A 25,493-nucleotide genomic window follows, 5' to 3' on the forward strand; every position below is an offset into this window, starting at 1 on the left:
CTACCATTCAGAACTATGTTTTCTAGCCACGAAGGTCGTGCGGTCTAACCGAGGCGGGTTATTCAGGTCATATCCAAACGCTATGCTGTTCAGATAGGCCGCCGCCCGCAGCCGCTCGACTGGTGTAGCGGGCTGCTGCTGGGCGTGGTACTGCGCGTTTTGTTCGTGCGTGCCGGCGTGAAAAGCGGTGCGGTCGAGGCGGAAAGTCATACTGACTAAAGTAAATAACCTTGTACACTTAACGCACAAGCAGCGGCTGAGTACTCAGCCGCTGCTTGTTTTACTAGGCTATTTGAATGTTACTTCCCCGCCACCGCCGTCCGGATGCTCAGCTCCTTGAGCTGCGCCTCCGAAATCTCCGAGGGCGAGTCAATCATCACGTCGCGGCCGGAGTTGTTCTTGGGGAAGGCAATAAAGTCCCGGATGGAATCGGCGCCGCCGAACAACGAGCAGAGCCGGTCGAAGCCGAAGGCAATGCCGCCGTGGGGCGGGGCGCCGTACTCGAAGGCGTCGAGCAGGAAGCCGAACTGGGCCTGAGCTTCTTCATCTGAGAAGCCAAGCAGGCTGAACATGCGGGCCTGTACGGCGCGGTCGTAGATGCGGATGGAGCCGCCTCCTACTTCCACGCCGTTGATTACCATGTCGTAGGCGTTGGCGCGCACCTGGCCGATGGTGGCGGGCGAGTCGAGCAGGGGCAGGTCTTCGGGCTTGGGCGAGGTGAAAGGGTGGTGCATGGCGAAGTAGCGGCCTTCCTCCTCGTTGAACTCCAGCAGCGGAAAGTCTACCACCCAGAGAGCCGAGAAGGTGTCTCGGTCGCGCAGGCCCAGGCGCTGGCCCATTTCCAGGCGCAGCTCGCTTAAGGCTTTGCGGGTTTTGTTTTCCTCCCCGGCCAGCACCAGCAGCAAGTCGCCGGGCTGGGCGTTGAAGGCGGCTTTCCAGCGCTGAAGCTGCTCCTGCGGATAGAACTTATCCACCGACGATTTCACGGAGCCATCGACTTCCACGCGGGCGTACACGAGGCCAGTGGCGCCGATTTGCGGGCGTTTCACCCACTCGGTTAGCTCGTCGAGCTGCTTGCGGGTGTAGGTGGCCGCACCGGTGGCGCAGATGCCCACCACGAGGCCGGCATTGTCGAATACGGGAAAGCCCTGACCTTTCACGAGGTCGTTCAGTTCCACGAACTTCATCTCAAAGCGCGTGTCGGGCTTGTCGTTGCCGTAGTAGCGCATGGCGTCCTGGTAGGTCATGCGCGGCAGCTGGCCGATTTCCAGGCCTTTCACCTCCCGAAACAGGTATTGCACCAGGCCCTCGAAGGTGTTGAGGATGTCTTCCTGCTCCACAAACGACATTTCGCAGTCAATCTGGGTGAACTCGGGCTGGCGGTCGGCGCGCAGGTCTTCGTCGCGGAAGCACTTGACAATTTGAAAGTACCTATCGAAGCCCGACACCATGAGCAGCTGCTTGAAGGTCTGGGGGCTCTGGGGCAGGGCGTAGAACTCGCCGGGGTTCATACGGGAGGGCACCACAAAGTCGCGGGCCCCTTCAGGAGTGCTTTTGATGAGCACGGGCGTTTCGACTTCGATAAACTCCTGGCCGTCCAGGTACCGGCGGGTGGCCTGGGCCACGCGGTGGCGCAGCATCAGGTTCTGGCGCACGGGCGCGCGGCGCAGGTCGAGGTAGCGGTACTTCATGCGCAGATCGTCGCCGCCGTCGGTTTCGTCTTCGATGAGGAAGGGTGGCAGCTTGGCCGGGTTGAGCACCGTCAGGCTCTCCACGCGGATTTCGATGTGGCCGGTGGGCATCTTGTCGTTTTTGGAGTGGCGCTCCGACACCCGGCCCGTTACCTGCACCACAAACTCGCGGCCCAGCTGCCGGGCCTGCTCGCGCACCTGCTCGGTTTCCACGCCTTCTTCCAGGGCCAGCTGGGTGATGCCGTACCGGTCGCGCAGGTCTACCCACAGAATGCCGCCTTTGTCGCGGGTGCGCTGCACCCAGCCGCAGAGCGTGACAGGTTGGCCAATATGTTCGGGGCGAAGTTCGCCGCAGGTATGCGTCCGGAGCATGTTCTTTCGGAAGAAGTGAGAGGTGAGAAGTGCGCGGTGAGACTCGGGTGGCAGCGGTGGTAGCAACAGCGGCCGAGGATGACGGCTCGTTTCAACAAGATGCCAAGGTTGCGGAAACCGCTTCTACAAATGTAGAACTCACTTCTTCAAAAACGCCGCGAAGGTGGATACGAGCTAGCGCATTCTGGGAAAATGTTCCGGCGGCGCGGTACAGCGCACGTCCGGCCTCGCCTTGCGAAAACCGGGCATGTTGGCCCTAAAAGCTGGCCTTTCCGTATGGTTCTCACAAAATTGGTACGGAGTATGCAAACTGCCCGGCCGTAACCGTTCTGTACGCGCATTTCCCTTTCCTCGTCTTTATGAAACGCTCTGCTCTGCTTCTCCTGACTGCCGCTTTGCTCACTTTCTCCGCGGCCCAGGCCCAGACGTCGCCCACCAAGGTCAAGACCAAAACCAAGTCCGAAACCGGCGCCTCCATCAAAACCAAAACTGAGACGGACGCCGAGCCGGTTACCCTGAACGGCCCCATCAAGCGCGTAGAAACCCTGTCGGGCATCGACGTATTCCCGACCTCCGATGGCCAGCGCATCCTGCTCAGCTTCACCCAGCAGTTCACCCAGCCCGGCACGCTAGTGATGACCAACTATAAAAAGCAGGCCATCTATTCCACCGACCTCGACCCGCAGAACAACACCGGGGAGCCCGTGGACCTGGGCCGCATTCCGGCCGGCACTTACCTGGTTGAAGCCAAAACCGGGAACTACGTGTACTGGAAGAAGGTGATGATTAAGTATCCTTCGGCGCCGGTAGCCAAGAAAAAACGCCGCTAACTGTCATTCCGACAAAGGAGGAATCTGAATCGCGGATTGAAGGAATTTCTCGGATTACGCGGATTTCGGTTACGTCACGCGTGAGCTACGTTACGCTGAGCCGTTTGCCTCGCCACCAAAATCCGCGTAATCTGAGCAATCCGCTCAATCCGCGATTCAGACTCCTCGCTCCGCTCGGAATGACACCTCCATTTGGCTCCGAAGTCGTTTGGCTTCGGAGCTTTGTTTTACCGGTAGGCTGTAGCTTAGCTTCGCTTTCCTACGGTTGCGCTGATTTTTGGGGCCAGATATGGCGCCGGGCGCCAGCTGGAGCTTACGCCACATTTTTCTACTCTGATGAAAACGACTTTTCGCCTCCTGTCCCTGCTGCTGGCCGTGCTGCTGCTGGCGGCATTTGCCGGGCCTAAGCTGCGCAAGATGCCGGTGGGCAAAAATATTACCGTGGGCGTGCCCGACGGCTTTCAGCCCTTGCCCGACGACGGCATTGCGGCTAAGTACCCCGCGCCGCGCAAGCCCCTGGCCGTGTTCAGCAACCCCAGCGGCCGCGTCGACCTGAGCGTGACGCAGAAGCCCACCACCTTCAGCAGCCGCGACTACGGCCTGCTGCTGAAGATTTACAAGGCCAGCATCCAGAATATGTACTCCAAGGTGCAGTTTCTGCGCGAAGACATCCGCACGGTGAACAAGCGCGACTACGTGGCCCTGGAGTTTGTCTCGACCGTGACGGACAACCGCCGCGGCGGCAACCTAGCCCCCATTCGCAAGTACCAGTTTGTGCAGTACGCCATCGAGGGCGACCAGCTCTACGTGTTCACCTTCGTAGCTCCCGCCGAGGAGCAACCCCAGTGGCAGCCCATCGCCCAGGCCGTGATGGCGAGTATTGTGATGAAATAGGTTGTTAGGGGCTTGGGGGCTTAGGGGCTTAGTTGATGTCTGGGCGAGCTTTGTCATCCTAAGTCGGTAGCCGAAGGACCTTATAACAACAGACCAACTGATAATAGAACAGCTCCGCGCCCTCTGCGCGCCCTTCTGCGTCCTCTGCGGGCTACAATCGTTTAAACGTGAGTATGCCCTCTGGCTCCCGCCGGACACCTAATAAAGAACGCCAGAACTAAGCCCCTAAGCCCCCAAGTCCCTAAGTCCCTAAAATGCACTCCGACGAGCAGTACATGCGCGAGGCGCTGAAGCAGGCGCGGCGGGCGTTGGAGGAAGATGAAATTCCGATTGGAGCGGTGGTGGTGCTGGACCGGACGATTATTGCGCGGGGCTACAACCAGACCGAGCGGCTGCAAGACGTCACGGCCCATGCCGAAATGCTGGCCCTGACGGCCGCTGCCAACCATCTTGGCAATAAGTATCTGCACGACTGCACCCTGTACGTGACCGTGGAGCCCTGCGTGATGTGCGCCGGGGCCACGGCCTGGGCCCAGGTGCGGCGGGTGGTGTACGGCACCCCGGAGCCCAAATTTGGCTTCCGGCGCCACGGCCACCTGCTGCACCCGCGGGCCGAGCTGGTAAGCGGCGTGCTGGCCGACGAGTGCGCCGCCTTGATGCAGGACTTCTTCGTCCGCAAGCGGAAATAGGCTACTTTTGGCCGCCTTCGTAACCCTGCACCGGGTGCGGCGGTAGTAACAGCATGGCCTGCTACAGCTACTGTCATTCCGAGTGTAACGAGGAATCTGGGTATTACTCCAGCCCGTCCTGCCGCGCTTGCCGATGCAACTGGCGTAGTAACGGCTGATTACTAGTTCAACCTCAGCACGCCAGATGCTTCGACATGCGCCGCAGGACGGATATTCCTGAGCGTTGGCGGGTTAATTCGCAACTGCACTTTCCTTCTCTACCACCTCTCAACCCCTTTTTACTCATGGCTTTCGAACTGCCCCAACTGCCTTACCCGAGCAATGCCCTGGAGCCGCATATTGATGCGCAAACCATGGAAATCCACCACGGCAAGCACCACCAGGCCTACGTAACCAACCTGAACAACGCCATTGCGGGCACCGACCTGGAGGGCCAGAGCCTGGAGGAGCTGATGCACAACGTGGCGGCCGCGCCGGCGGCCGTGCGCAACAACGGCGGGGGGCACTGGAACCACTCCCTGTTCTGGCAGATTCTGGGCCCGAATGGCGGCGGGGAGCCCACCGGCCCCATTGCCGACGCCATTACCAGCTCGTTTGGCTCGTACGAGAAGTTCAAGGAAGAATTCACGAAAGCCGCTACCACGCGCTTCGGCTCGGGCTGGGCGTGGCTGTGCAAGCAGGCCGACGGCTCCCTGCAAATCTGCTCCACTCCTAACCAGGACAACCCACTCATGCCCGATGCCGGCTGCAAAGGCACCCCGGTGCTGGGCCTCGACGTGTGGGAGCACGCCTACTACCTCAAGTACCAGAACAAGCGCCCCGACTACATTGCGGCCTTTTACAACCTCATCAACTGGGACGAGGTAAACCGCCGCTTCCAGTAGGCCAGCTAAGCTCGGCCATTTCTAGCAGCATTCCGAACTTCGGTCGGCTCCGGCGGGTTACTGCGGGAGCCGACCGTTTTTCATTTCTTTGCTTTTCTTCCGAAGGTTTTCTCATGGACACTCACCTCGTAGCTAAATCCGCTGGCGCCCTGGCCGACAAGTACCGCCTGGGCATTGTGCTGGCCCTGAGCCAGCAGCCGCAGCTGGCCTTTGCCGAGGTGCAGGAGCTGACCGGCCTTTCTCAGCCCTGCGTGTCGCACCACCTCAAAGTGCTGGCCGACAGCGGCCTGGTAACCACCCAGAAGTGCGGCCGCTGCGTCAACGTAACCCTGAACCGGGGCGCTTTGCAGGAGTTAGCCACATTTCTGGGGGAGCTGGGATGATGACGTAAAATTTTTCCCTGAATCCATCCAAACATTTAAATAAGTTTTGGCTTTATACGCTCATCAACCTTACCTACAAAACGTTCTTCTCATGGCAAGTCTGCTTTTTTCGCCCGCGCAGCTAGGGCCGCTTACGCTGCAAAACCACATTGTCATGGCCCCAATGACGCGCAGCCGCGCGCCGGGCAATGTGCCTAATGCCCTGATGGCCGAGTACTACGCCCAGCGGGCTTCGGCGGGCCTCATCATTACGGAAGGCGCTTCGCCCTCGCCCAACGGCCAGGGCTACGCGCGTACTCCGGGCCTGTACACCCAGCAGCAGGTAGCCGGCTGGCAGCTGACAACGGACGCCGTGCACGCCAGGGGTGGCCGCATCTTCGTGCAGCTCATGCACTCGGGCCGCATTGCCCACGCCCTCAACCTGCCGGAGGGCGCCGAAGCCGTGTCGGCCTCGGCCGTGACGGCGGCGGGCGAAATGTGGACCGACCAGCAGCAGATGCAGCCTCACCCCCAGCCCCGCGCCCTGCGCACCGACGAGCTGCCCCAGGTGGTAGCGGAATTTGTAAAAAGTGCCCGACTGGCCATTGAAGCCGGCTTTGACGGCGTGGAGCTGCACGGGGCCAACGGCTACCTGCTGGAGCAGTTTCTGCACCCCATCTCCAACCAGCGCACCGACCAGTACGGGGGCTCCGTGGAAAACCGGGCCCGCTTTGTGCTGGAGGTAGCCGCCGCGGTAGCCCAGGTTATTGGAGCCGAGCGTACCGGCATCCGCCTCTCGCCCTGGGGGGTGTTTTCGGACATGCCGCACTATCCCGAAATTGATGCTACGTACGCCTACCTGACCGCCGAGCTGCAAAGGCTGAACCTGGTGTACCTGCACCTGGTGGACCACGCCAGCATGGGCGCCCCGGCCGTGCCCCCCGCCACGGTGGCGGCCATTCGGGAGCGGTTCACCAATACCCTCATCCTGAGCGGGGGCTACGATGCCCAGCAGGCTGAAGAAGCCCTGCAAAGCGGCCGCGCCGACCTGGTAGCCTTTGGCCGCCCGTTCATCTCCAACCCCGACCTGGTGGAGCGCCTGCGCACCGGCGCCCCGCTGGCCCCCTACGACCCCGCCACCTTCTACGCTCCCGGCCCCGCCGGCTTCCAGCAAGGCTACACCGATTACCCCGCCCTAGCCGAAACCGAAGCCGCCAGCCGGTAACTGCGCATAGAGACGCACCCCCTTGCGTCTCCGGTTGAACGGCGACGTTGGAATACCACCCAACAATATTGTTTGACGCTAGAGACACCTGGATTTGCGCCTCAACAAGTTCTCGAAGCTGCCCTTCGTGACCCATCAGAACACTGCCGTCCGGCAGTGTGCGTGGGGCGTGAAGGGCAGCTTGGCGTAGACGCCTCCCGGTCGTTTGCGTTGGCGCTTACTGCCACGTCTTCACGAGGCCGAAGTAGAGCAGGCGACGCTGAAAGTACACGGGCGTGGCCTGGGTGTAGTCGGGTGAGTAGGTGTAGCGGCTCACGTTGCGGGTGTTCAGCACGTTGCTGAGCACGGCGTAGAGCACCAGGGTGTTGCCATTGAGGCGGCGCATATATTTGCTGGCCGAGAGGTCGGCGCGAAAGTAGTGGGGCAGCGTGGCCGAGTTGGGCTCGGAATCATAGCGCGGCATGAGGCGGCCGGTAGCCAAGTCAGGAGTAGCACCCAGCACGGGCGTGAACGGGGCTCCGGCCCGGTACTGCGCAGCGGCCCCCAACTCACCCCACTTACCCGCCAGGCGGAGGTTGCTTTTGAAAATAAAGGGCAGATGGTAGCGCCGCTGCATCCGGGCCAGCTCCCGCGCGGCGGCATCGGCAGCCCGGAACCGCGGCCGGCTGGCCCACACGCTGGCCGCCGAGAAGTCGGCGCGCACGTGCGGGCTGAAGGTGCGCTCCACGTACGCTTCCATCCCCACCACCCGTCCCGACACCAGGGCCCGCTCGTGCTTGGTGTACACGGCAGCGGCCACCACCAGGGCCGGGTGGGTGTGGCTGTAGTCGAGGGCCAGCTGCCGCGTGCGGGTGTGCCGAAACGGAAACTGCGGCGCTTCGGGAGCCGTCGTGGCCGTGTACTGCCCACCCGACAGGTTCAGGAACTGGTGGGCGCTCAGGTCGCGGCGCAGGTTGAGCTGGGCGCTGAGGTAGCCCGGCTGGGCTGGGCGCGGCCGGGCGTTGAGGCGCAGGCCCAGGCCGCTGGTCCAGGGGCCGCGCCGCAGCTTGGTGTACTGATAGGCTTCCCAAAGCGTGCGGCCCCGCCCAAACGTGGCCGCGTACGTCGGCAGCTCCGGGTCGAGCACGTTGGGCACCACCGGAAACTGCCCGGCCACGCGCTGGCGCCGCTTGTCGTAGCTCAGGCCCAGGCGGGTCGAGAAGGCGTCGGTCCAATAGCGGCGGTAGTGCAGGGCGGCGTAGGCATCGTGGCCGCGGCGAGCAGTGCGGTAGCTGCCCACGGCGTCGTGGGTGCGGCGCAGGCTCAAGCCGTGGGCCAGGGAGAGGTCGGCGCGGGGCCAGGCCTGCTCGTAGCTTAGGGTGTAGAAGCCACGCCGGTTGCGGTACCGGTACAGGTCGTCGAGCGAAGCATCCCGCAGGTGGTAGGCGTACCGCTCGGCAATACCGTAGGCAAAGGCCTTGACGGTGCCGTACTGGCCAACCTTCGTGGCCAGGTGCAGGCCCCCATCCACGGAGCCCAGGCGCGGGAGCTGCCGAAACGAAGCCGGATTCACGGCCCGCAGCAGCTGGCCATTCTGCCCGTTGGCGTAGCCTTTCACCATACCCCGCCGCCCCAGCGGCACGCCACCCAGCAGGCCCGAGTTGGCCAGCCCCGCGGAAACCTGTACAAACCGGGGCCGAGGCTGCTCGTCGGTGGTGAGGCTGATGAGGCCGGCGCCGGCATTGCCAAACTCCAGGGGCGGGTTGCTGGGAAACACCAGCACCGACTTCACCAACTCCACACTGAAGATGCCAAACGTGCCTAGGCCGCTGAGCTGGGCAAACTTTACGGCGTCGTACACGGGCACGTTGTTGAGGTAGATGCCGGTCTGGGCCGGGTCGGAGCCGCGCAGGCTGATGCTGGCCGACTCGTCGGTGTTGGTGGCGGCGGGCAACGTGCGCACGGCCAGCAGCGGGTCGGCCGCCGCCGAAGGATTGGTCACGATGTGCAGGAAATTCAGCTCCCGCACAATAAAGTCCTCGGCAATGGGGCGCTTGGCCGTCACCTCTACCTGAGCCAGGGTTTGCACGTTGGCCGCGGCCAAGCGCACCAGCAGCGGCCCGGCCGGCGGCGCCGTGAGCGGCAGCCGCCACGGCCGGTAGCCCACGTAGCTCACCACCAGGGTATCGGGCAGGCTACCGGGCGGGCAGGCCAGCGCAAAAGCACCATCGAGGTCGGTAGCTGTGGCGGAGGTGGGCTGGCCGGCCAGGCGCACGGTGGCGCCCAGCAGCTTTTCGCCCGTCACGTTATCGGCCACGGTGCCGCGCACTTGCCGGGGCGTCTGGCCCAGGGCCGGCCCGCCGAGCAGGCACAGCAGGGCCAGGCCGCGCAGCCAGGGCCGCCCGCACCAGGAAAAGACAGGATGCATGGCTGAAGAAATGTGGCACACGCTTCCGCTTGTGCCGTTCCGAAATGGCTGGTTTCTGCATCAGCTCTGTCTACCAAAGCCGCCGGCCGGCAGACAGCACAAGCGGAAGCGTGGGCTACAGCTTTGCTACAAATCCTCTTAGCTGGACGTGGTTCGGGTACCTGGCCAGGCCTTCGGTGGCGTACTTGCGGGCCAGGTCCAGGTTGCCCTCGGCCTTGTAGGCCTGGGCCAGGTACCAGTAGGCCTCGGCTTTGCCCCAGCTGGGGGCATAGGGGTTGGGGTCGGGCTTGTCGGGCAGGCTGATGGCCTTGAGGAAGTGGGCCACCGCTACTTTGCCGCCCCCGTACTGCTTGGGCGTGTAAAAGTCGTTGATGCCGCGGGCGTAGTGGGCGCGCAGATTGTCGGGCGCCAGGGCCAGGGCTTTTTCGGCGTTTTCCTTTACCGTGCCGGCCTTGAAGGCTATAGTCAGGAAAGAGGCAAACTCCAGGTTCAGCCCTTGCAGCAACGACAGCAGGGCGTAGTGCTCGGCCGTCTTGCCGGGCAGGCCGTCGAGCAGCTCGATGCCTTTTTCCAGCGCCGCTTCGGCCCGCTGCTTATCCTGGCCGGCGCGGAAGTACAGGTGGTAGTACGCCAAGGCCTCCCAGTAGCTCAGGGTAGGGTTGGGAGTGCGGGCCCGCAGCCCGGCCAGGCTGCGCACCAGCAGCTGCAGGGAGTCGGCGGGGGTGCGCCAGGTAAGTTTTTGTTGGATGCCCGTCAGCACGGCGGCCCCACCGGCCTGGCCCATCATTCGGCCGGGCACTAGCACACCCAGCAACAGCAGCAGAAGCAGGTATTTTTTCATGGCGAATCAGCAAAAGAATGAGGTGAGAAAAAGGCAAGGCGGAGCCCGACCGGCCGTTTTCGTCGGCCAGCAGAGCTGTTAATCAGGCAGAGAAATGAGTGCCCTATTCGGGCTTGAGGTAGCGTTGCAGGGCCGCCACGTAGGCCTCAAAAGCGGCCACGCCCGCGGGCGTAATGGCGCAGCGCGTGAGTGGGTAGGAGCCGCTGAACTCCTTGGTCAGGGTGAGGTAGCCGGCATCTTTCAGCTTAGTAAGCTGGGCGCTCAGGTTGCCGGCGGTGGCGCCAGTCTTCTCTTTCAGAAAGTTGAATTCGGCTTCCCGCACGCTAATCAGCAGGCTCATTACCGCCAACCGCAGCTGGGAGTGCAGCAGCGGGTCGAGGTCCTCAAATGGCACGGCCACGGCGGTATTGGTTTTTGAGCAAATGCCCTGGTACAATGTAGCTCACCAGCACGGCCGCCGCCACCAGCAGCAGCTGCACGTCGAAGCTGACGAGAAAGGCCGCCGTGGCCAGCACCCAGCAGGCCGCCCCGCCCCACACCAGCGGCCGAAACCGCAGGGCCGTGCCCGTGGCAAACGTGCCCAGACCGTACAGGGCAATGATAAGCGGGTAGGCCAGGGCCCAGCTTTGCACGATGCCCACGCCAATCAGCATCAGCATCAGCACCCCAAACCCCGCCCACAGGCCCACCATAAAGTCGCCCAGGGCGGTGCGCCGGCCTTGCTCCCGCTTGCTGCGCCGGGCTCCGTGCACGAAGGCCAGCACCGTACCCAGCCCCATAAGCACCGGCCAGGCCAGCCAGGGCATGGCATAATTGGTCTGAAGCAGGCCGTAGTGCACCAGGGCCGCCACCAGCACCAGCCAGCCCCATAGCAACAGGTCGTAGGAATTGTCGCTCAGGTCCTGCTTGGCCTCCTGTATCATCTGCTGAATCAGGGCCAGGCTTTCCGGGGCCGACAAAGGTTTTTCGGGGGTTTCCATGAAATGAGGTGGTGAGGAAATGAGGTGATGGGGTGAAAAGAAGAGGCGGTAGCCGAGCCTCGGCTGCAGCAGCACCCGCCTACTGCTTGCCTGCGACTTGCGTATCGAGGAAGTTTCGGCGGCGCTTGCCGGCCGCTGCCCACAGCCGATAGCCGGGCACTACGTAGCTGGCCAGCATGGCCGCGGCAATGAACAGCAGCTGCGTATCGGCAGGTACCGCGGCAGCGGCAGCCCCCAGCAGCCCGCACACCACGCCGCCCACTTGCAGCGGCCCAAAATGCAGCACCCGGCCCGCAGCCACGGTGGTGAGGCCGTACAGCCCCAGCATGAGCGGGTGCGCGTTTTGCCAGCCAATAAAAGGAGCGCACCCCAGGGCCAGGAGCATAATGAGCAGAAAGCTCTTTTGCAGCAGGCGCAGCGTAGCGTCGGCGGACGTAGCGCCTGCCACACCCTGCTGCCGCAGCTGCCGGTCCCGGATGCTGAGCACCACGGCCATGGCGGGCATTAGCACCACCCACGTCAGCCAGGGCGCTGCAAAGCCGCGGTGCTCCAGCGTGTACTGGCCCAGGGCGGCCACTACGGTCACGCCGCCCCGCACTAGGTAGCGGAAGGCATAGGCCCGCAGGCTGGCGGCTGTAGGTAGCTCGGGCTGGCAGGTTGCAGCGGCAACGGAGGCCGGACGCAGAGCGAGACTGGGTAGCGTTTTCATGGTGGCAGTCGATGATGACATGAAGCAGTGGAGTGATACAAACATAAACTAGTTTATAATACAAACCAAATTACGCTGCAAACTATTTTTACTGCCACCAGGCCACCGACTTGGAAAAGGTTTCAGCAGGGCATTTCTCCTCACGCAGGGCAGTGGTCTGAGCCGGCGGCCTTGCGCCCGGCGCGGCTGCAAAAGCCCTTTGGCTCACGCTGCCCGGCTGGATTTCTTGTATCTTTAAAGCAAAAAGCCGGTTTCCCTCCCACTTCAACTTGCACCTGCATGAGCACTACGCTGCGCCTTATTGTGATGAGTTTCCTTCAGTTTTTCATCTGGGGGTCCTGGCTTATCACCATTGGCGCTTACTGGTTTCAAACCAAGGAATGGTCAGGGGCCCAGTTTGGCGCCATCTTCTCGACCATGGGCATTGCGGCCATCTTTATGCCTTCCCTCATGGGCATCCTGGCCGATAAGTACATCAACGCCGAAAAGCTCTACGGCCTGCTGCATATCCTGGGCGGCATCGTGCTGTGCATCGTCCCCACCGTCGACAATCCGGCCATGATGTTCTGGGTGATGCTGCTGAACATGATTTTCTACATGCCCACGCTGGCTTTGTCCATTGCCGTGTCGTACTCGGTGCTGAAAAGTGAAGGCCTCGATGTGGTGAAAGATTACCCGCCCATCCGCGTGTGGGGCACCATCGGCTTTATCGTGGCCATGTGGACGGTCAGCTTGCTGGGGCTCGAAAAATCGGCCAGCCAGTTCTACGTAGCGGCCGGCGCGGCCCTGGTGCTCGGCCTGTACTCCTTTACGATGCCCGCCTGCCCGCCGCCCTCGAAAAACGCGCCCAGCCGCTCGTTGGTCGATGCCCTGGGGCTGAAGTCGTTTGCCCTGCTGCGCGACTCGAAAATGGCCATTTTCTTCGTGTTTGCTCTACTGCTGGGGGCCGCCTTGCAGCTCACCAATGCCTACGGCGACACCTTCCTGCACGACTTTGCCAACGTGCCGCAGTACAAAGACACGCTGGCCGTGCAGTACCCAGCCATCATCATGTCCATCTCCCAGATATCGGAGACGCTGTTTATTCTGGCCATTCCGTTCTTTCTGAAGCGGTTCGGCATCAAGCAGGTCATGTTTTTCAGCATGATTGCCTGGGTGCTGCGGTTTGGCTTGTTTGCCTACGGCAACCCCGGCGACGGCCTCTGGATGATTGTTCTGTCGTGCATTGTGTACGGCATGGCGTTCGACTTCTTCAATATCTCCGGCTCGCTGTTCGTCGAAACCCAGACCGACCCCTCCATCCGCGCCAGCGCCCAGGGTTTGTTTATGATGATGACCAACGGCTTCGGGGCCGTGCTGGGCTCCTCCGTGAGCGGCATCGTTATCGAGAAATACTTCACCTACGCCGACCAAAGCAAGAACTGGCCCGGCATCTGGACGGCATTTGCCTTGTATGCGCTGATTATAGCCGTACTGTTTATTGTGCTTTTCAAGCACAAGCACAATCCGCAGCCCAGCCAGAGCGTACACCCGGAGCCGCTGCTTTCCACCGAAAAGGCCTGAGTAGCCCTGCGCAATTCTAGTAATGCGCCCCTGCTGTCCTCTTCCTGGATGGTAGGGGCGCACTGTTTATGCACGAATACTCCGCCCTTGGTACAAGCCAAACGTGCCCTGCTTGAGCCATTGTGAAGCTGCTCCGGGCATTGTATACCCTCCGTTTTGCTTTATGCAGGGGTGAAACGACGAATACCAAGCGACTCACCGTTTTTCTCTATCTATGCAGAAAGCTTTACCATGTTGAAAAATTATTCTTCTATCGTTTCTTCACCTGCTGCTGTTCCGGGCCTGGCGCCCATGTTTGATACGGCGTTTTATTTCCAGCCAGTCAGCTATTTCTACCAGTGCTACGGCAAGCTGCCGCGCCGCCTCAACTTCCAGCTGGCCGGCAAGGAGGCTCGCCAGACCCTGCTGGAGCAGCTGGCCCCGCACTACGACCTCGACGCGGCCACCGTGGTGCACACGCAGTCCTATGAAAAGGCCGGCGAGGGCCCCGAAACCCTGACTACGGCCCTGCTGCTGGCCCCGGAACTGCTGCTGCTCTTCGGCGACCGGAGCGGCTACGGCGACCGAGGCGCCTTTGTGTTCTACTCCCCCGAAACCGACCCGGACGAGCTAGCCCGCGTGACGGGCATCTTGCAGGGCTTGCTGGATGTGGGTGAGCAGGAGCGCCACCGCATCCATGTGCTGCGCCTGGCCTTCAACGACCTGGAGTTTACGCCCCTGAGCATCAAGATTCCGGAGCTGGACCTGAGCAGCCACTACAACGACGACCTGCTGCCCGTGCACGATACCATTGTGCATCGTCTGCGCCAGCCCCAGGACAAGGGCATTGTGATTTTGCACGGGCAGCCAGGCACGGGCAAAACCAGCTACATCCGCCACCTCTGCGGCCTCACCGACAAGCCCAAGCTGTTCATTCCGCCCAACCTGGCCGCGCGCATCGCCGACCCGGAGTTTATCAACCTGCTGCACGATAACACCAACTCGGTGCTGCTCATTGAAGACGCCGAGGAGTTGCTGCTCAAGCGCGACGGCGGCCGGGGCGGCAGTGCCGTCAGCAACCTGCTTAACCTCTCCGACGGCCTACTGGCCGACTGCTTCCACATCCAGATTGTGTGCACCTTCAACACCGATCTGGCCCGCATCGACAGCGCCCTGCTGCGCAAAGGCCGCCTTATTGCAGCCTACCATTTTCAGCCCTTGGCCCAGGACAAAGCCCAGGCCCTGGCCACCTCCCTCGGCCAAACCGAGCCCGTTACCAGCCCCCTGGCCCTGGCCGACATCTACAACCGCGACGCCCCGCGCTTCGACTCTTCTGCCGTTAGCACTCGCATCGGTTTCAGCCGCTAAAGTTTAAGTTTAGTATAAAACTGGTCTAAAATCAGTCTATACAAAGCATACAAAAAACCCGCCGTACACTGCGTACGGCGGGTTTTGTTGTAATTAGACATGAGATGGTGAGAGGTGAGAAGTGAGATTTTGTTCTAGTAGCTCAGTTTTGTCAGACTAGAACAACGTCTCACCTCTCACTTCTTCACCTAAAACTGCTCATCGGCGGTGAAGAAGAAGCTGCCTTCGATTTGGGCATTTTCGTCGGAGTCGGAGCCGTGCACAGCGTTGGCCTCGATGCTTTTGGCATACTTCTTTCGGATAGTGCCTTCGGCAGCTTGGGCCGGGTTGGTGGCGCCAATCAAGGTGCGGAAGTCGGCCACGGCGTTGTCTTTCTCCAGAATAGCGGCCACAATGGGGCCCGACGACATATACTGTACCAGGTCGCCGAAGAAGGGACGCTCCTTGTGTACGGCGTAAAACTGGCCGGCCCGCTCTTCGGTCAGGCGCGTTTTCTTGAGGGCTACGATGCGGAAGCCACCTTCCTCAATCATGTGCAGGATGCCACCAATGTGGTTTTCCTGAGTGGCATCGGGCTTGATCATTGTGAACGTGCGGTTCGTGGCCATGCGGAGTCGTCTATGGGTTAAGTTGAGTTGAAAGCAGCTGTTTGCGGCCGCAAAAGTAGAGGTAGAATGCGAGAAACGCGGTTAGAATGTGATTAGAATGCGCGGAATGTGGTTGGAATGTGCGGAATGTGAAAATGAGGCTGTTTAGGAAGTCACCAGCCCGTCCTGCTTCATCTGGCGTCCGCCTCCTGTCGAAGCATCTCTACCTCTGGCTAATCTCAATCGTGCAGACGAAGCGGGAGAGATGCTTCGGCTCCGCTCAGCAGGACGGGCTGGTGACTTCTGAATAGCTTCAAGCCCCTTCACTGCCCGGATGCTAGGTCAGGATGCCGCATTTCCACCTGCACCACATTTTCCACATTCCGCACATTCTAATCACATTTCTCACATTCCAACTACATTCCAAACCCATTGCCTTCCGCGCACCTTTCTAACGGTTGTGTTGTTGGATGACAGAATATTTCCGACTTTTGCCGCCTTTGTACGCGGCCTAAACGACCGAATTTCAGTCACCTACCCCGTAGGCAATGTCCACACTATCTGAGCTGAAGGAGCTGCTGGCGCAACCCCGACAGGTATTCATCACCACGCATCACAAGCCCGACGCCGATGCCTTGGGCTCTTCGCTCGGCCTGGCCGGCTACCTGCGCAAGAAAGGCCACTCGGTTACGGTCGTTACGCCATCCGACTACCCGAGTTTTCTGGCCTGGATGCCCGGCAACGACGAGGTGATTGTCTACGACCCGCAGCAGAACGACGCCCAGGTCCGGGAAATCATCGGGACGGCGGAGGTGCTGTTTTGCCTCGATTTTTCCTGCCTGGGCCGCATCAACGAGCTGGGCACCTACGTGCGCCAGGCCCCCGGCACCAAGGTGCTCATCGACCACCACGAGGAGCCCGAGCAGTTTGCCGACCTCGACTTCTCCAACTCCCGCGCTGCCGCTACGGCCGAGCTGGTATTTGAAGTCATCCGCGACCTGGGCGACCAAAGTCTGATTGACACCGGCATCGGCGAGTGTTTGTACGCCGGCATTATGACCGATACAGGCTCGTTTCGCCACCCCAGCACCTCGCGCAACGTGCACCTAATTATTGCCGAGCTGCTCAATGCCGGCATCGACCTCAGCTCGGTGCACCGCCGCATCTACGACTCCCACTCCGAGGAGCGCCTGCGCTTTCTAGGCTTCGTGCTGAAAGACAAGCTTACCGTGCTGCGCGAGTACAACACGGCCTACATTGCCATTACGGCCGACGAGCTGCGCCAGTACCACTCCAAAACCGGCGACACCGAGGGCCTCGTCAACTTCGCCCTCAGCATTGAGGGCATCGTGTTTGCGGCGGTGCTCATCGACCGGACCCAGGCCATCAAGATTTCCTTCCGCTCGGTGGGCGACTTCTCGGTGAGCGAGTTTGCCCGGCGCCACTTTGAGGGCGGCGGCCACCACAACGCCTCCGGCGGCATCAGCTACGACCCGCTCAACGTCACCGTGGAACGCTTCCTGAGCCTGCTGCCGCAGTACCAGACCCAGCTGGTTACGGCTCCGCTGGCCGTTGCGCCACCGTCGGTATAATTCGGTGTAACTTGGCGCCCATTCTGTCTTAACCCAACTCCCTTTCATGCTCCTTCAACGCAACTTTTTGCGCCTGGCCTTGGCTGCCGGCGTGCTGGGCCTGGCCTCCTGTAACAAAGGCGCGGGCGACTTCGCCAAGACCAAGTCGGGTATCGAATACAAACTATTTAAGGGTACCGGCAAGGGCAAGTACGACGCCCGCACCATAAGCGCCGAGGGCGACCCGGCCTACAAAGACCGGATTGGTAAGATTATGGCCCTGCACGTGGAGTACCGCACGGGCAAAGATTCAATTCTCTTTAACTCCCGCAAGCAGCAGTTGGGCTTCCCGGTACGCATTCCGCTGGATACCGTGCGCAAACCCCAGCGCGGGGGCCTCGAAGAAGCCATCAGCCTGCTCCAGCCCGGCGACTCGGCCGTGTTCCGCTTCAACGTGGACTCGGTGTTTGCCAAGTCGTTCCGCCAGCCCGTGCCGCCGTTTATGAAGAAAGCCGGCAAAACCATGACCATGTTCGTGAAAGTGGATAAGATCCAAACCCGCGACGAGGCCATGGCGGACGTGCAGAAGATGCAGGTAGAGCAGCAGCAGAAAATGGCGGCCCACGCCAAACAGCAGCTCCGGAAAGACGACGTGCTGTTGCAGGACTACATCAAGAAAAACAACCTGACGGTTCAGAAAGACACTTCCGGCATCTACTACGCCGTAACCAAGCCGGGCACCGGCGCCAAGCCCAAACCGGGCCAGATTGTATCGGTGCTCTACAAAGGCATGCTGCTCGACGGCAAGGTGTTCGACTCGTCGGAGAAGATGGGCAACAAGCCGTTTGAGTTTCCAATTGGCCAGGGCCAGGTGATTCCGGGCTGGGACAAGGGCATTGCCCAGTTCACGAAAGGCTCCAAGGGCATTCTGCTGGTGCCTTCGTCGCTGGCCTACGGCATGCGCGGCGCCGGCGCCGACATCCCCGCCGACGCCATCCTGCGCTTCGACGTGGAGCTGGTAGACGTGAAAAACCAGCCCGCCCAGCCCCAGCCCAGCCAGGCCGACATTCAGCGCCAGCTGGAGCAGCTCCAGCAAATGCAGCAACAGCAGCAAGGCAAATAAGCCGGCTGCCCTATTACCGTCAAACTCCCGGCCCGGTGCAACCGGGCCGGGAGTTTGCGTATCTTCGGGGTATGATTCACCGACGTATGAAACCTATTTACTTCCGCCATTTCGCTCTGGTTTTGCTGTTTTTGGCAACGGCCATTTTTTCCTCCTGCAAAAAGGAAGAGGAAGAAGTTGACTACGCCAGCCGTGATGAAAGCATCATTCAGGCCTATATCAAGGACAACAACCTGACCGGGGCCGAGCGTCAGGCGTCTGGGCTGTACCTGGTCCGCACCCAACCCGGCACCGGCACCACACGGCCCACGGAAGGCCAGACGGTGTCGGCTCGTTATAAGGGCATGACGCTTGACGGCAACGTGTTTGACCAGAACACCGCTATTCCGGCTCCTTATTCCTTCGCGCTGGGCAAAGGCGGGGTAATCAAAGGCTGGGACGAAGGCTTTGCGCTGCTGACCAAAGGCGAAAAAGCCATTCTCCTGATTCCGTCTGGCTTGGCGTATGGCTCTACGGGCGCGAGCCGCATTCCTCCTAACGCCGTGTTGCGCTTCGATGTGGAACTGGTAGACTTCAAATAATCATTCTACTGCTTGGCAGCTGATTCCAGCCTGCCGTAGCTTTCTGAGCATATGAAAAACCTGCCTTCTTTTTTTCGCCCAACTTTACTTGCCTTGGCCCTGGCCACTGGTTTCGGACTTTCGGCCTGTAATAAAGAGTCTGACTACACCAAAGAGCTACGCAAGCAGGAAGAGGCTGCTAAACAAGCCGACGACACCGCTATCCAGGCCTACCTAAAACGGCGCAACATCACCAATTATACTCGCACCGAGTCGGGGCTGTATCTGGTGCCGCTGGCAGAGAATACCAGCGTAACGGAGAAAATAAAGAAAGGCCAACTTGTAACTGTCAATTATGTTGGCCGCTTGATTGGTGAGTCAAACGAAAACACTGTTTTCGAATCTTCCAGTAATAGCCGCCAAGCTTGCGGATGCTACACGTTCACTGCTGGCAATCAATCAGACCCAGTAGCTCGTGCAGGCTGGCAGGAGGCTATTCTACTGATGAAAAGAGGTGACCGGAAAATTCTACTGATTCCGTCGCACTTGGCGTATGGTGCCCAGCCTTATGGCATTGTCCCGGTTTTTACGCCTCTGTTATACGATATAGAAGTTATTAATGTACAATAGGCTGCTGCCTCGGCTGCTTTTCTTTAGCGGTGTGGCCGTGTGGCTGAGCGCTTGGCCTGCCGGAGCAGCCCAAGCCCAAACCCAGCTGCCGGCTGCCACTCCTCCCCTGCCCACCGATACGTTGCTGGCGCGGGCCACGGCTACGGCTTCGGGCCTGCGCTACCTGGTGCGGCAGCCAGGCAGCGGCCAGCCGGCCCGTGCCGGCGACCGGGTGCGGGTTCATTACACCGGCTTTCTGCCCGATGGCCGCCTGTTCGACGCTTCGGTGAAGCAGGGCGGCCCGCTGAAAGTGCGCGCCGGCCGGGGCGAGGTCATCAAGGGCTGGGACGAGGTGTTGCTGCTCCTGCCACCGGGCAGCCGCGCCCGGGTCTGGATTCCGGCCCACCTGGCTTACGGGCCTACTGGTGTGCGTGACCCCGACGACGACAGCCGCTACCTTGTGCCGCCCAACACTGACTTACTGTTTGAATTAGAGGTGGTGGAAGTCCGCTGATGATACTGCCTTACCGGCCGCTACCTGAGTAGCGGCCGGTTTTTTATTGGTGTTGGTAGCTGCCCCATGCAGAATACTCTCTACATTTATATTAAAACATAATTTTATTCTACTTAGATGAAACTAGCTCGGGGCTTGTGGACAGTAGGAATAAGTGTGGGGCTGACTGCCTTTCAGAGTAGCACAGGATTCGACCGGCTGGCTTCGGGGCTGGAGTACCGCGTGTTTCGGATGGAAAACGGCCGCTACGTGCGACGCCCCGAGGTAAGTGCCGCGGGCAACCCGGCCTACCAAAGCCAGGTGGGCAAGTTTATGGTCTTGCACCTGGAATACCGCACCGCCAAGGACTCGGTGCTGCTGCGCACGCGTCAGCAGAAGCAGCCGGTGCGCCTGGCACTAGCGCCCCTCCGCAGCAAGGGCGGCCTGGAAGAAGCGGTGTCCCTGCTCCAGCCCGGCGACTCGGCCGTGTTTCGCCTCAACGCTGATACGCTATTCACTAAGTCCTTTCGCCAGCGGGTGCCGGCCTACGTGCGCCGGGCCGGGCCCACCGTAACGGTACTGGCCAAAGCCGTGAAGCTGCAAACTCGGGAGCAGGCTCAGCAGGAAGTGCAGCAGCAACAAAAGGCCCGCCAGGAGCAGCAGCGCCAGCAAGCCGCCCAGCAGCGGGTTCAGGACGATAAGGCGCTGCAAGACTACTTGCTGAAAAACAAGCTCAACGCCCAGAAAACGCCCGGCGGCGTCTACTACGTGGTAACCAAGGCCGGCACCGGCCCTCAGCCCCAGCCGGGCCAAACCGTGTCGGTGCTTTACAAGGGGCTGTTGCTCAATGGGAAGCTCATCGACTCCTCGGAGCAGCACGGCAACCAGCCGGTGTCGTTTCCGGTGGGCCGGGGGCAGGTTATTCGGGGCTGGGATGAGGGCGTGGCTTCCCTCAAACAAGGCAGCAAAGCCATTCTGCTGATTCCATCGGGCCTAGCCTACGGCCCCCGCGGCGCCGGCCCCCAGGTTCCGCCCCACTCCATCCTGCGCTTCGATGTGGAGCTGGTAGCTGTGAAGTAGAAGTGAGAGGTAAGACGTTGTTCTCGCGGGCACGGATTCGATTCGTAGACAACAGACCTGGCGGGGCAGCATATCAGTAGAAACCAGTCAGGAGAGTACGGATTGGCTACGTCTTCCTGCGGGCACTTTACTGGCTTGATGCGCCACATGCTTGCAATGCAGCGCGCGGAGGCTTACAGCTCGGCCAGCACTTCGGACAGGACGGCCAGGGAACGGACGTCGCCGAGGCGCTCTACGTGGAGCTGGTAGTAGCGGATGAGCACGCCCAGCAGCTCGCGGCGGACGCGGCCGTTGGGGATGGTGGCCGTGGCGGGAGTGCGCAGCAGGGCATCAAAGTGCTGCTCAAACTCCTGAAACCGCAGGGCCGTGGGGCCGCTACCCGCCGTGGCGCCGGGCACGTCGGTGGCAAACGCCACCTGCGAGGTTATCTGCTCTCCGGTTTCGGGCCCGAAGCCGAGGTAGTGGCTGAGCTGCAGCAAGAAGGTGAGGGCGAAGTTCTCGAAGCCGTCCTGCTGCCGGTCGAAGGCCAGCATGGAGTCGTGCAGGAAGGTGAACAGCGGGGCATTTTCCTCTTCTTCGAGCAGCACCCGGCTCACGATTTCGGACAGGAACAGGGCCACGCTGCTCTTGCGCACGTCGTAGGGTAAGGACCGAAACGGCTCGGAGCAGCGGTACTCCGAGAGGCGCGTGATGCCGCCCTGGCGCGAGGTATAGGCCACCAGATCGAGCAGCGTAAACGGCTGAAACAAGGCAATGCGTCCGGGAGGCTTGGCTTTGCGCACTCCATTCACGATGTAGCTCTGCAAGCCAAGCCGCTCGGTGTACACGCGCGCAATAATGCTGGTTTCGCGGTAGCGGATAAAGTTCAGAACAATACCGCGGGTCTTGATGAGCATAGACGCAGAAAGGAAATGAAGACGGAGACTCGTGTAACACAACCGTGATGCTACCCATTCCCGCTGTACCGCGAAGCTTCGCGTTACTTTTCGACCACGGCCACCTTACTGATGCACGGGTTTTTGCCGTCCTGGTCCGAGGACAGCACCAGGTACACGCCCGACTGCACCCGGCGGCCGTTGTAGTCGGCCAGGTTCCAGGTGACGGTGCCACCGTTGGCGCGGGTTTCGTACACGAGCTTGCCCGTCACGTCGGTGATTTTGACGATGCCGTTATTGGCCAGGCCCGAAATGCCCACTTGACCAGTGAAATTAGTGCGCACCGGGTTGGGCGCCACCTTGGCGCAGCTGGGCTTGCCTTCGGTCACGGTGGCGTCGCCGCGGTAGCTGACCACGCCGGCATCCGTCACCACGAACACCTCGCCGGTGCGGTCGTTCACGGCCACATCCACGATACGGTCGGAGGGTAGCGGGCTGTTGGCGGCGGTGAAGTGGCGCAGGGCTTCGTCGCCATCCTCGTTGAACAGCCACAGGCCCCGGTCGGTCCCAAACCATTTGCGGTTGCCGCCATCCACGGCCAGCGTCCGCACGGCCTCGCCCACCAGGGCCGGGAAGCCGGTGCCGTCGCCGCGCCGCACGATGGGCGCCCGGAAGCCCAGGCCGAGGCCGGGGTCGAAGGCACTAAGCGGGTCGTTGAACACGGCCGGACCTTTGAGCGTGGCTACCCAGATGTCGCCGCGCCGGTCTTTCACCACTTTGTACACCTCGCCGGAGGGCAGCCCGTCGGCTTCCGAAAAAGAGCGCACCGTGTTGTCCTCGGTGCGCAAAGCCACCATGCCCAGCTGGGTGCCGCCAGGCGCCCGCGCCCGCGAAACCCAGGCGTTGCCGGCTTCGTCGAGGGCAATCCGGTCGAGGTTTTCGCTGCCGCCGAAGTAGGGCACCGTGCGCCACGTGCCCGCCACCGGACTAAACACGAACAGCCCCGACTGCCCGGCTACCTGATGGCGGTTCACCACCCACACGTCGCCGTCGGGGGTGGCGGCCAGGTCGGTTACGCGGGTAAAATTGGGGTCGGCAATGGCGCTGCGCAAGGGGTTGGGCTGGCCGGTGGTGGGGTTGAACAGCCGGAACGCGCCGGGCCCTTTCCACTCCAGCAGGCCGTTGCCGTAGCTGGCCACGTAGAGCGTGCCGTCCGGGGTGCGCACCCCGCGCGACACGTCCAGCAGGTTGGGGTACTGCCCGGCGGGCAGCGTGGCATTCACGGTGGTCCACTGCCCGTTCTGAAACGTCGAAAACCCTTCCCGCAGTCCGCGCTGCAAGTACCGGTCGGAGTAGCCACCCGAAAACACCGTGACGGAGTTGGTGCGAGCATCGGCCAGCACGCTGAAGTTCTGGGCCCGCGCCGGAGCGTTGGTCGTAAACTGCTCGGCCTGTTGATTCTGGATTTTCAGTAGCCCATTACGGAAATCGGCTACATAAAATGCTCCTTCACGGCCCCGCAGGGCGGCGCGTGGGTCTTGGAGCAGGGCCGGCCGCAACGTGGCTACCACGGCACCTGAAGCCGGATTCAGCACCGTCAGCTGGGGCTGGTTGGTGGTGAGAAGCAGGCCGGCGCGCGAGGCCGTGAGCTGCCGGTACTCGGCGCCCGTGGGCGCCCCGCTCACCGCCTGCCAGCCCAGGGCCGGCGCGGCGGGGTCGAAGCGGTAGAGCTTGTCGCCGCTGACGCCGGCAAACACGCGGCCGTCCTGCACGGCCAGGGTGCGGTAGGGGTCGTTGGGGCGGGCGGGCAGGTCGGTGGTCCAGGAGCGGAAGTCGAGCAGGTTGCTGGTGAGGCGGGCTCGCATGAGGCCGTTGGAGGTGGCCGCCAGCAGAAACCCGCCCGCTACGGCCGTGGCGTAGGCCCGCACCACCGTGCCGCCCGGCCCGATGTTGGTGTAGGTGTCGCGGATTTCCAGGCGGGCCACATCCAACACCACAATGCCGAAGCTGGTGGCCAGGTAGGCTAGGCGCCCGTTGAGGTGGATGTGGTTGATAACCTTGCTGCCGCTGATTTCCTTGCGCAGAATGTCGGTAAGGTTGCGCACCTGCGCCTCGCCGCTGCCCAGGCGCAGCAGGTCGAGGTTGGTGTTGCGGTAGGCCACCACCAGCTGCTGCCCTACCGAGTCGTAGGCCAGCGCACTTACGCCCACGTCCGAGAGTCCGTCGCGGCGGGACAGCAGGCGGGTGGTGTTCAGCTCCTTGTCGTAGTAGAAAAAGGCGTCGGCCGTGGCCACGTACACGCGGCTGCCCGCTTCGGCCAGGGCCGTGGCGCGGTTGGTAGGCAGGTGAAGCTGCCAGTCGCCGAAGCCCACTCCGCCCGCCGACTGCGCCCCAGCCGGGCTGGTTAGCAGCAGCAAGCACGCAAGCAGCACCCAGGAACAGCGGCGGAAGTGAGGCATGAGAAGTGAGAGGTGATTAGACATGAGACAGTAAGATAGGAGAAGTGAGACTTCGTGCTGACAGCATGGTTACCGAAACATCGTCTCAGGTCTCACTTCTCATCGTCTCAGGTCTAGTATTCTCACTTCTTTCCCCTTCATGCCTTCCTGGAAGCAGTAGCGGCAGCGGGCCTCGTAGGCGTCGGTTTCGCCGAGCAGAATTTTGTCTTCGGAAGCCGCGACACGGAAGGAATAGGAGGCAATTTCGCCGCAGCACACGCAGATGGCGTGCACCTTGGTCACGAACTCAGCCACAGCCATCAGGGCCGGCATGGGGCCGAAGGGGCGGCCCTGGAAGTCCATATCGAGGCCGGCCACGATGACGCGGGTGCCGCCGTTGGCCAGCTGCACGCACACATCCACCAGCGACTCGTCGAAAAACTGCGCCTCGTCGATACCTACTACGTCGCAGCCGCTGGCCAGCAGCAGCATTTCCTGGGCCACCGGCACGGGCGTGGAGCGGATACTGTTCTGGTTGTGCGACACCACATCTTCCAGGTGGTAGCGGGTGTCGAGGGCGGGCTTGAAGATTTCGACCCGCTGGCGGGCTATTTTGGCGCGGTTGAGCCGGCGAATCAGCTCCTCGGTTTTGCCCGAAAACATGGAGCCGCACACAACCTCAAGCCAGCCCCGGCGGGCTGTGTCGCGGCCCGTTCCTACGCGCGGTTCTATAAACACAATGGCAAGCTGCGGAGTGAGTAAATGAAAGATGCGGCCAGCTGAACCGGCCGATGCAGAAGCCGAAAGTACGAGTTTAGCAGCACAGATTGTGCAGATTGACCGGATTGCCCAGCCCTAGAACTACGGCGCGCAGCTCGCGCGTCGCCCGCGCCGCTTGACTGGCCCCTGAGCTCCAAGGGCTGCCGCTTTGGGCCAGGCAGAGTAGTTCGACAAAGCCACTGCATAGCCAGAAGTTCAGCCCTGGGAAGCCCGAATGATTGGCGCGCTACGGCCCGTACTGCACGTGCGGGAGCTGCACGGCGCGGGGCACGCGCACCACCACTTCGGCGGCCGGGGCGGCGGTGGGCAGCAGGCGGGCCTGGCAGGTGAGGCGCTCGGTGGGCAGGAGGCGGCCGGCGGCGCGGTAGCGCAATTCGGCTTCGGTGGGCGGCGTTAGGTGGTCGGGGCCGTGCAGCACCTCTACCCGGCAGGTGGTGCAGCGCCCCCGGCCTCCGCAGGCGTGCAGCCAGTCGTGGCCGGCGGCCTGCACGCTGGCCAGCAGCGTGGCACCGGCCGACGTCGAAATGGGCCCGGCGGGCAGGTTTTGCACGGTTAGAGTGGGCATCTTTGCCTAAATTGCCCG

The 25,493-nt window shown here is 61.8% G+C and carries 26 protein-coding genes; 14 read left to right on the plus strand and 12 right to left on the minus strand.

Annotated features, from left to right (window positions below; all coding sequences use genetic code 11):
* The gene (locus OIS53_RS11695) at positions 1 to 210 is read right to left on the minus strand and encodes a hypothetical protein (protein WP_264678753.1); all 210 of its coding nucleotides are present in this window, start codon (positions 208 to 210) and stop codon (positions 1 to 3) included.
* Between the two features lie 89 nt (positions 211 to 299).
* Complete coding sequence (gene aspS / locus OIS53_RS11700; RefSeq protein ID WP_264678754.1) at positions 300 to 2,063, minus strand: aspartate--tRNA ligase; 1,764 nt, start codon at positions 2,061 to 2,063, stop codon at positions 300 to 302.
* A 359-nt stretch (positions 2,064 to 2,422) separates the two neighbouring features.
* Here aspS and OIS53_RS11705 point away from each other — a divergent pair, with 359 nt between their 5' ends.
* The 6 genes from OIS53_RS11705 to OIS53_RS11730 all read left to right on the plus strand — a co-directional run bounded on the left by OIS53_RS11705 (position 2,423) and on the right by OIS53_RS11730 (position 6,947).
* On the plus strand, positions 2,423 to 2,893 hold the full coding sequence (locus OIS53_RS11705; RefSeq protein ID WP_264678755.1) for a hypothetical protein: 471 nt from the start codon (positions 2,423 to 2,425) through the stop codon (positions 2,891 to 2,893).
* Positions 2,894 to 3,229: 336 nt separating this feature from the next.
* Positions 3,230 to 3,787 (plus strand): hypothetical protein, encoded by a 558-nt coding sequence (locus OIS53_RS11710; RefSeq protein WP_264678756.1) that lies wholly within the window; start codon positions 3,230 to 3,232, stop codon positions 3,785 to 3,787.
* A gap of 254 nt (positions 3,788 to 4,041) precedes the next feature.
* Positions 4,042 to 4,476, plus strand: coding sequence for a nucleoside deaminase (locus OIS53_RS11715; protein WP_264678757.1), 435 nt, complete (start codon positions 4,042 to 4,044; stop codon positions 4,474 to 4,476).
* Positions 4,477 to 4,760: 284 nt separating this feature from the next.
* Positions 4,761 to 5,360 (plus strand): superoxide dismutase, encoded by a 600-nt coding sequence (locus OIS53_RS11720; protein WP_264678758.1) that lies wholly within the window; start codon positions 4,761 to 4,763, stop codon positions 5,358 to 5,360.
* 113 nt (positions 5,361 to 5,473) lie between these two features.
* Positions 5,474 to 5,743 carry an ArsR/SmtB family transcription factor gene (locus OIS53_RS11725; protein WP_264678759.1) on the plus strand — a complete coding sequence of 90 codons (270 nt, stop codon included), beginning with the start codon at positions 5,474 to 5,476 and terminating at the stop codon, positions 5,741 to 5,743.
* A 91-nt stretch (positions 5,744 to 5,834) separates the two neighbouring features.
* Positions 5,835 to 6,947 (plus strand): alkene reductase, encoded by a 1,113-nt coding sequence (locus tag OIS53_RS11730; RefSeq protein ID WP_264678760.1) that lies wholly within the window; start codon positions 5,835 to 5,837, stop codon positions 6,945 to 6,947.
* Positions 6,948 to 7,164: 217 nt separating this feature from the next.
* On the opposite strand, the gene OIS53_RS11735 is transcribed toward OIS53_RS11730, so the two are convergent.
* The 5 genes from OIS53_RS11735 to OIS53_RS11755 form a co-directional block, all read right to left on the minus strand.
* Positions 7,165 to 9,354 (minus strand): TonB-dependent receptor, encoded by a 2,190-nt coding sequence (locus OIS53_RS11735; RefSeq protein WP_264678761.1) that lies wholly within the window; start codon positions 9,352 to 9,354, stop codon positions 7,165 to 7,167.
* A 115-nt stretch (positions 9,355 to 9,469) separates the two neighbouring features.
* The gene (locus OIS53_RS11740) at positions 9,470 to 10,195 is read right to left on the minus strand and encodes a tetratricopeptide repeat protein (protein ID WP_264678762.1); all 726 of its coding nucleotides are present in this window, start codon (positions 10,193 to 10,195) and stop codon (positions 9,470 to 9,472) included.
* A 103-nt stretch (positions 10,196 to 10,298) separates the two neighbouring features.
* The gene (locus tag OIS53_RS11745; protein WP_264678763.1) at positions 10,299 to 10,595 is read right to left on the minus strand and encodes a winged helix-turn-helix domain-containing protein; all 297 of its coding nucleotides are present in this window, start codon (positions 10,593 to 10,595) and stop codon (positions 10,299 to 10,301) included.
* Positions 10,579 to 11,175, minus strand: a complete 597-nt coding sequence (locus OIS53_RS11750) for a hypothetical protein (RefSeq protein ID WP_264678764.1) — start codon at positions 11,173 to 11,175, stop codon at positions 10,579 to 10,581. Before OIS53_RS11750 ends, OIS53_RS11745 begins: the two co-directional genes overlap by 17 nt.
* A gap of 79 nt (positions 11,176 to 11,254) precedes the next feature.
* Entirely contained in the window at positions 11,255 to 11,884 is a 630-nt protein-coding gene (locus OIS53_RS11755) for a hypothetical protein (protein WP_264678765.1), read from the minus strand.
* Between the two features lie 279 nt (positions 11,885 to 12,163).
* Between OIS53_RS11755 and OIS53_RS11760 the strand changes: the two genes are divergently transcribed.
* Both OIS53_RS11760 and OIS53_RS11765 read left to right on the plus strand, forming a co-directional pair.
* Positions 12,164 to 13,447, plus strand: coding sequence for a nucleoside permease (locus tag OIS53_RS11760; RefSeq protein ID WP_264678766.1), 1,284 nt, complete (start codon positions 12,164 to 12,166; stop codon positions 13,445 to 13,447).
* Positions 13,448 to 13,678: 231 nt separating this feature from the next.
* The gene (locus OIS53_RS11765) at positions 13,679 to 14,794 is read left to right on the plus strand and encodes an ATP-binding protein (protein ID WP_264678767.1); all 1,116 of its coding nucleotides are present in this window, start codon (positions 13,679 to 13,681) and stop codon (positions 14,792 to 14,794) included.
* A 188-nt stretch (positions 14,795 to 14,982) separates the two neighbouring features.
* Here OIS53_RS11765 and OIS53_RS11770 read toward each other — a convergent pair whose 3' ends face one another.
* A complete protein-coding gene (locus OIS53_RS11770) occupies positions 14,983 to 15,402 on the minus strand; it encodes a nucleoside-diphosphate kinase (protein ID WP_264678768.1) in 420 nt (139 codons plus the stop codon).
* Positions 15,403 to 15,929: 527 nt separating this feature from the next.
* Here OIS53_RS11770 and OIS53_RS11775 point away from each other — a divergent pair.
* From OIS53_RS11775 to OIS53_RS11800, 6 genes are all read left to right on the plus strand, one after another.
* Complete coding sequence (locus OIS53_RS11775; protein ID WP_264678769.1) at positions 15,930 to 16,973, plus strand: DHH family phosphoesterase; 1,044 nt, start codon at positions 15,930 to 15,932, stop codon at positions 16,971 to 16,973.
* Positions 16,974 to 17,019: 46 nt separating this feature from the next.
* On the plus strand, positions 17,020 to 18,075 hold the full coding sequence (locus OIS53_RS11780; protein ID WP_264678770.1) for an FKBP-type peptidyl-prolyl cis-trans isomerase: 1,056 nt from the start codon (positions 17,020 to 17,022) through the stop codon (positions 18,073 to 18,075).
* Between the two features lie 71 nt (positions 18,076 to 18,146).
* Positions 18,147 to 18,656 (plus strand): FKBP-type peptidyl-prolyl cis-trans isomerase, encoded by a 510-nt coding sequence (locus tag OIS53_RS11785; protein ID WP_264678771.1) that lies wholly within the window; start codon positions 18,147 to 18,149, stop codon positions 18,654 to 18,656.
* A gap of 51 nt (positions 18,657 to 18,707) precedes the next feature.
* Positions 18,708 to 19,265 carry an FKBP-type peptidyl-prolyl cis-trans isomerase gene (locus OIS53_RS11790; RefSeq protein ID WP_264678772.1) on the plus strand — a complete coding sequence of 186 codons (558 nt, stop codon included), beginning with the start codon at positions 18,708 to 18,710 and terminating at the stop codon, positions 19,263 to 19,265.
* 31 nt (positions 19,266 to 19,296) lie between these two features.
* Positions 19,297 to 19,758 (plus strand): FKBP-type peptidyl-prolyl cis-trans isomerase, encoded by a 462-nt coding sequence (locus tag OIS53_RS11795; protein ID WP_264678773.1) that lies wholly within the window; start codon positions 19,297 to 19,299, stop codon positions 19,756 to 19,758.
* 117 nt (positions 19,759 to 19,875) lie between these two features.
* Entirely contained in the window at positions 19,876 to 20,817 is a 942-nt protein-coding gene (locus OIS53_RS11800) for an FKBP-type peptidyl-prolyl cis-trans isomerase (RefSeq protein WP_264678774.1), read from the plus strand.
* A 173-nt stretch (positions 20,818 to 20,990) separates the two neighbouring features.
* Here OIS53_RS11800 and recO read toward each other — a convergent pair whose 3' ends face one another.
* The 4 genes from recO to OIS53_RS11820 form a co-directional block, all read right to left on the minus strand.
* Complete coding sequence (gene recO / locus OIS53_RS11805) at positions 20,991 to 21,713, minus strand: DNA repair protein RecO (RefSeq protein ID WP_264678775.1); 723 nt, start codon at positions 21,711 to 21,713, stop codon at positions 20,991 to 20,993.
* An 83-nt stretch (positions 21,714 to 21,796) separates the two neighbouring features.
* Positions 21,797 to 24,175 (minus strand): type IX secretion system anionic LPS delivery protein PorZ, encoded by a 2,379-nt coding sequence (gene porZ, locus OIS53_RS11810; RefSeq protein ID WP_264678776.1) that lies wholly within the window; start codon positions 24,173 to 24,175, stop codon positions 21,797 to 21,799.
* 75 nt (positions 24,176 to 24,250) lie between these two features.
* A complete protein-coding gene (locus tag OIS53_RS11815) occupies positions 24,251 to 24,868 on the minus strand; it encodes a thymidine kinase (RefSeq protein WP_264678777.1) in 618 nt (205 codons plus the stop codon).
* Between the two features lie 268 nt (positions 24,869 to 25,136).
* Entirely contained in the window at positions 25,137 to 25,475 is a 339-nt protein-coding gene (locus tag OIS53_RS11820) for a (2Fe-2S)-binding protein (RefSeq protein ID WP_264678778.1), read from the minus strand.
* Between the last annotated feature and the right edge of the window lie 18 nt (positions 25,476 to 25,493).

The organism is Hymenobacter sp. YIM 151500-1, assembly GCF_025979885.1.
In the GTDB taxonomy this organism is placed as follows: domain Bacteria; phylum Bacteroidota; class Bacteroidia; order Cytophagales; family Hymenobacteraceae; genus Hymenobacter.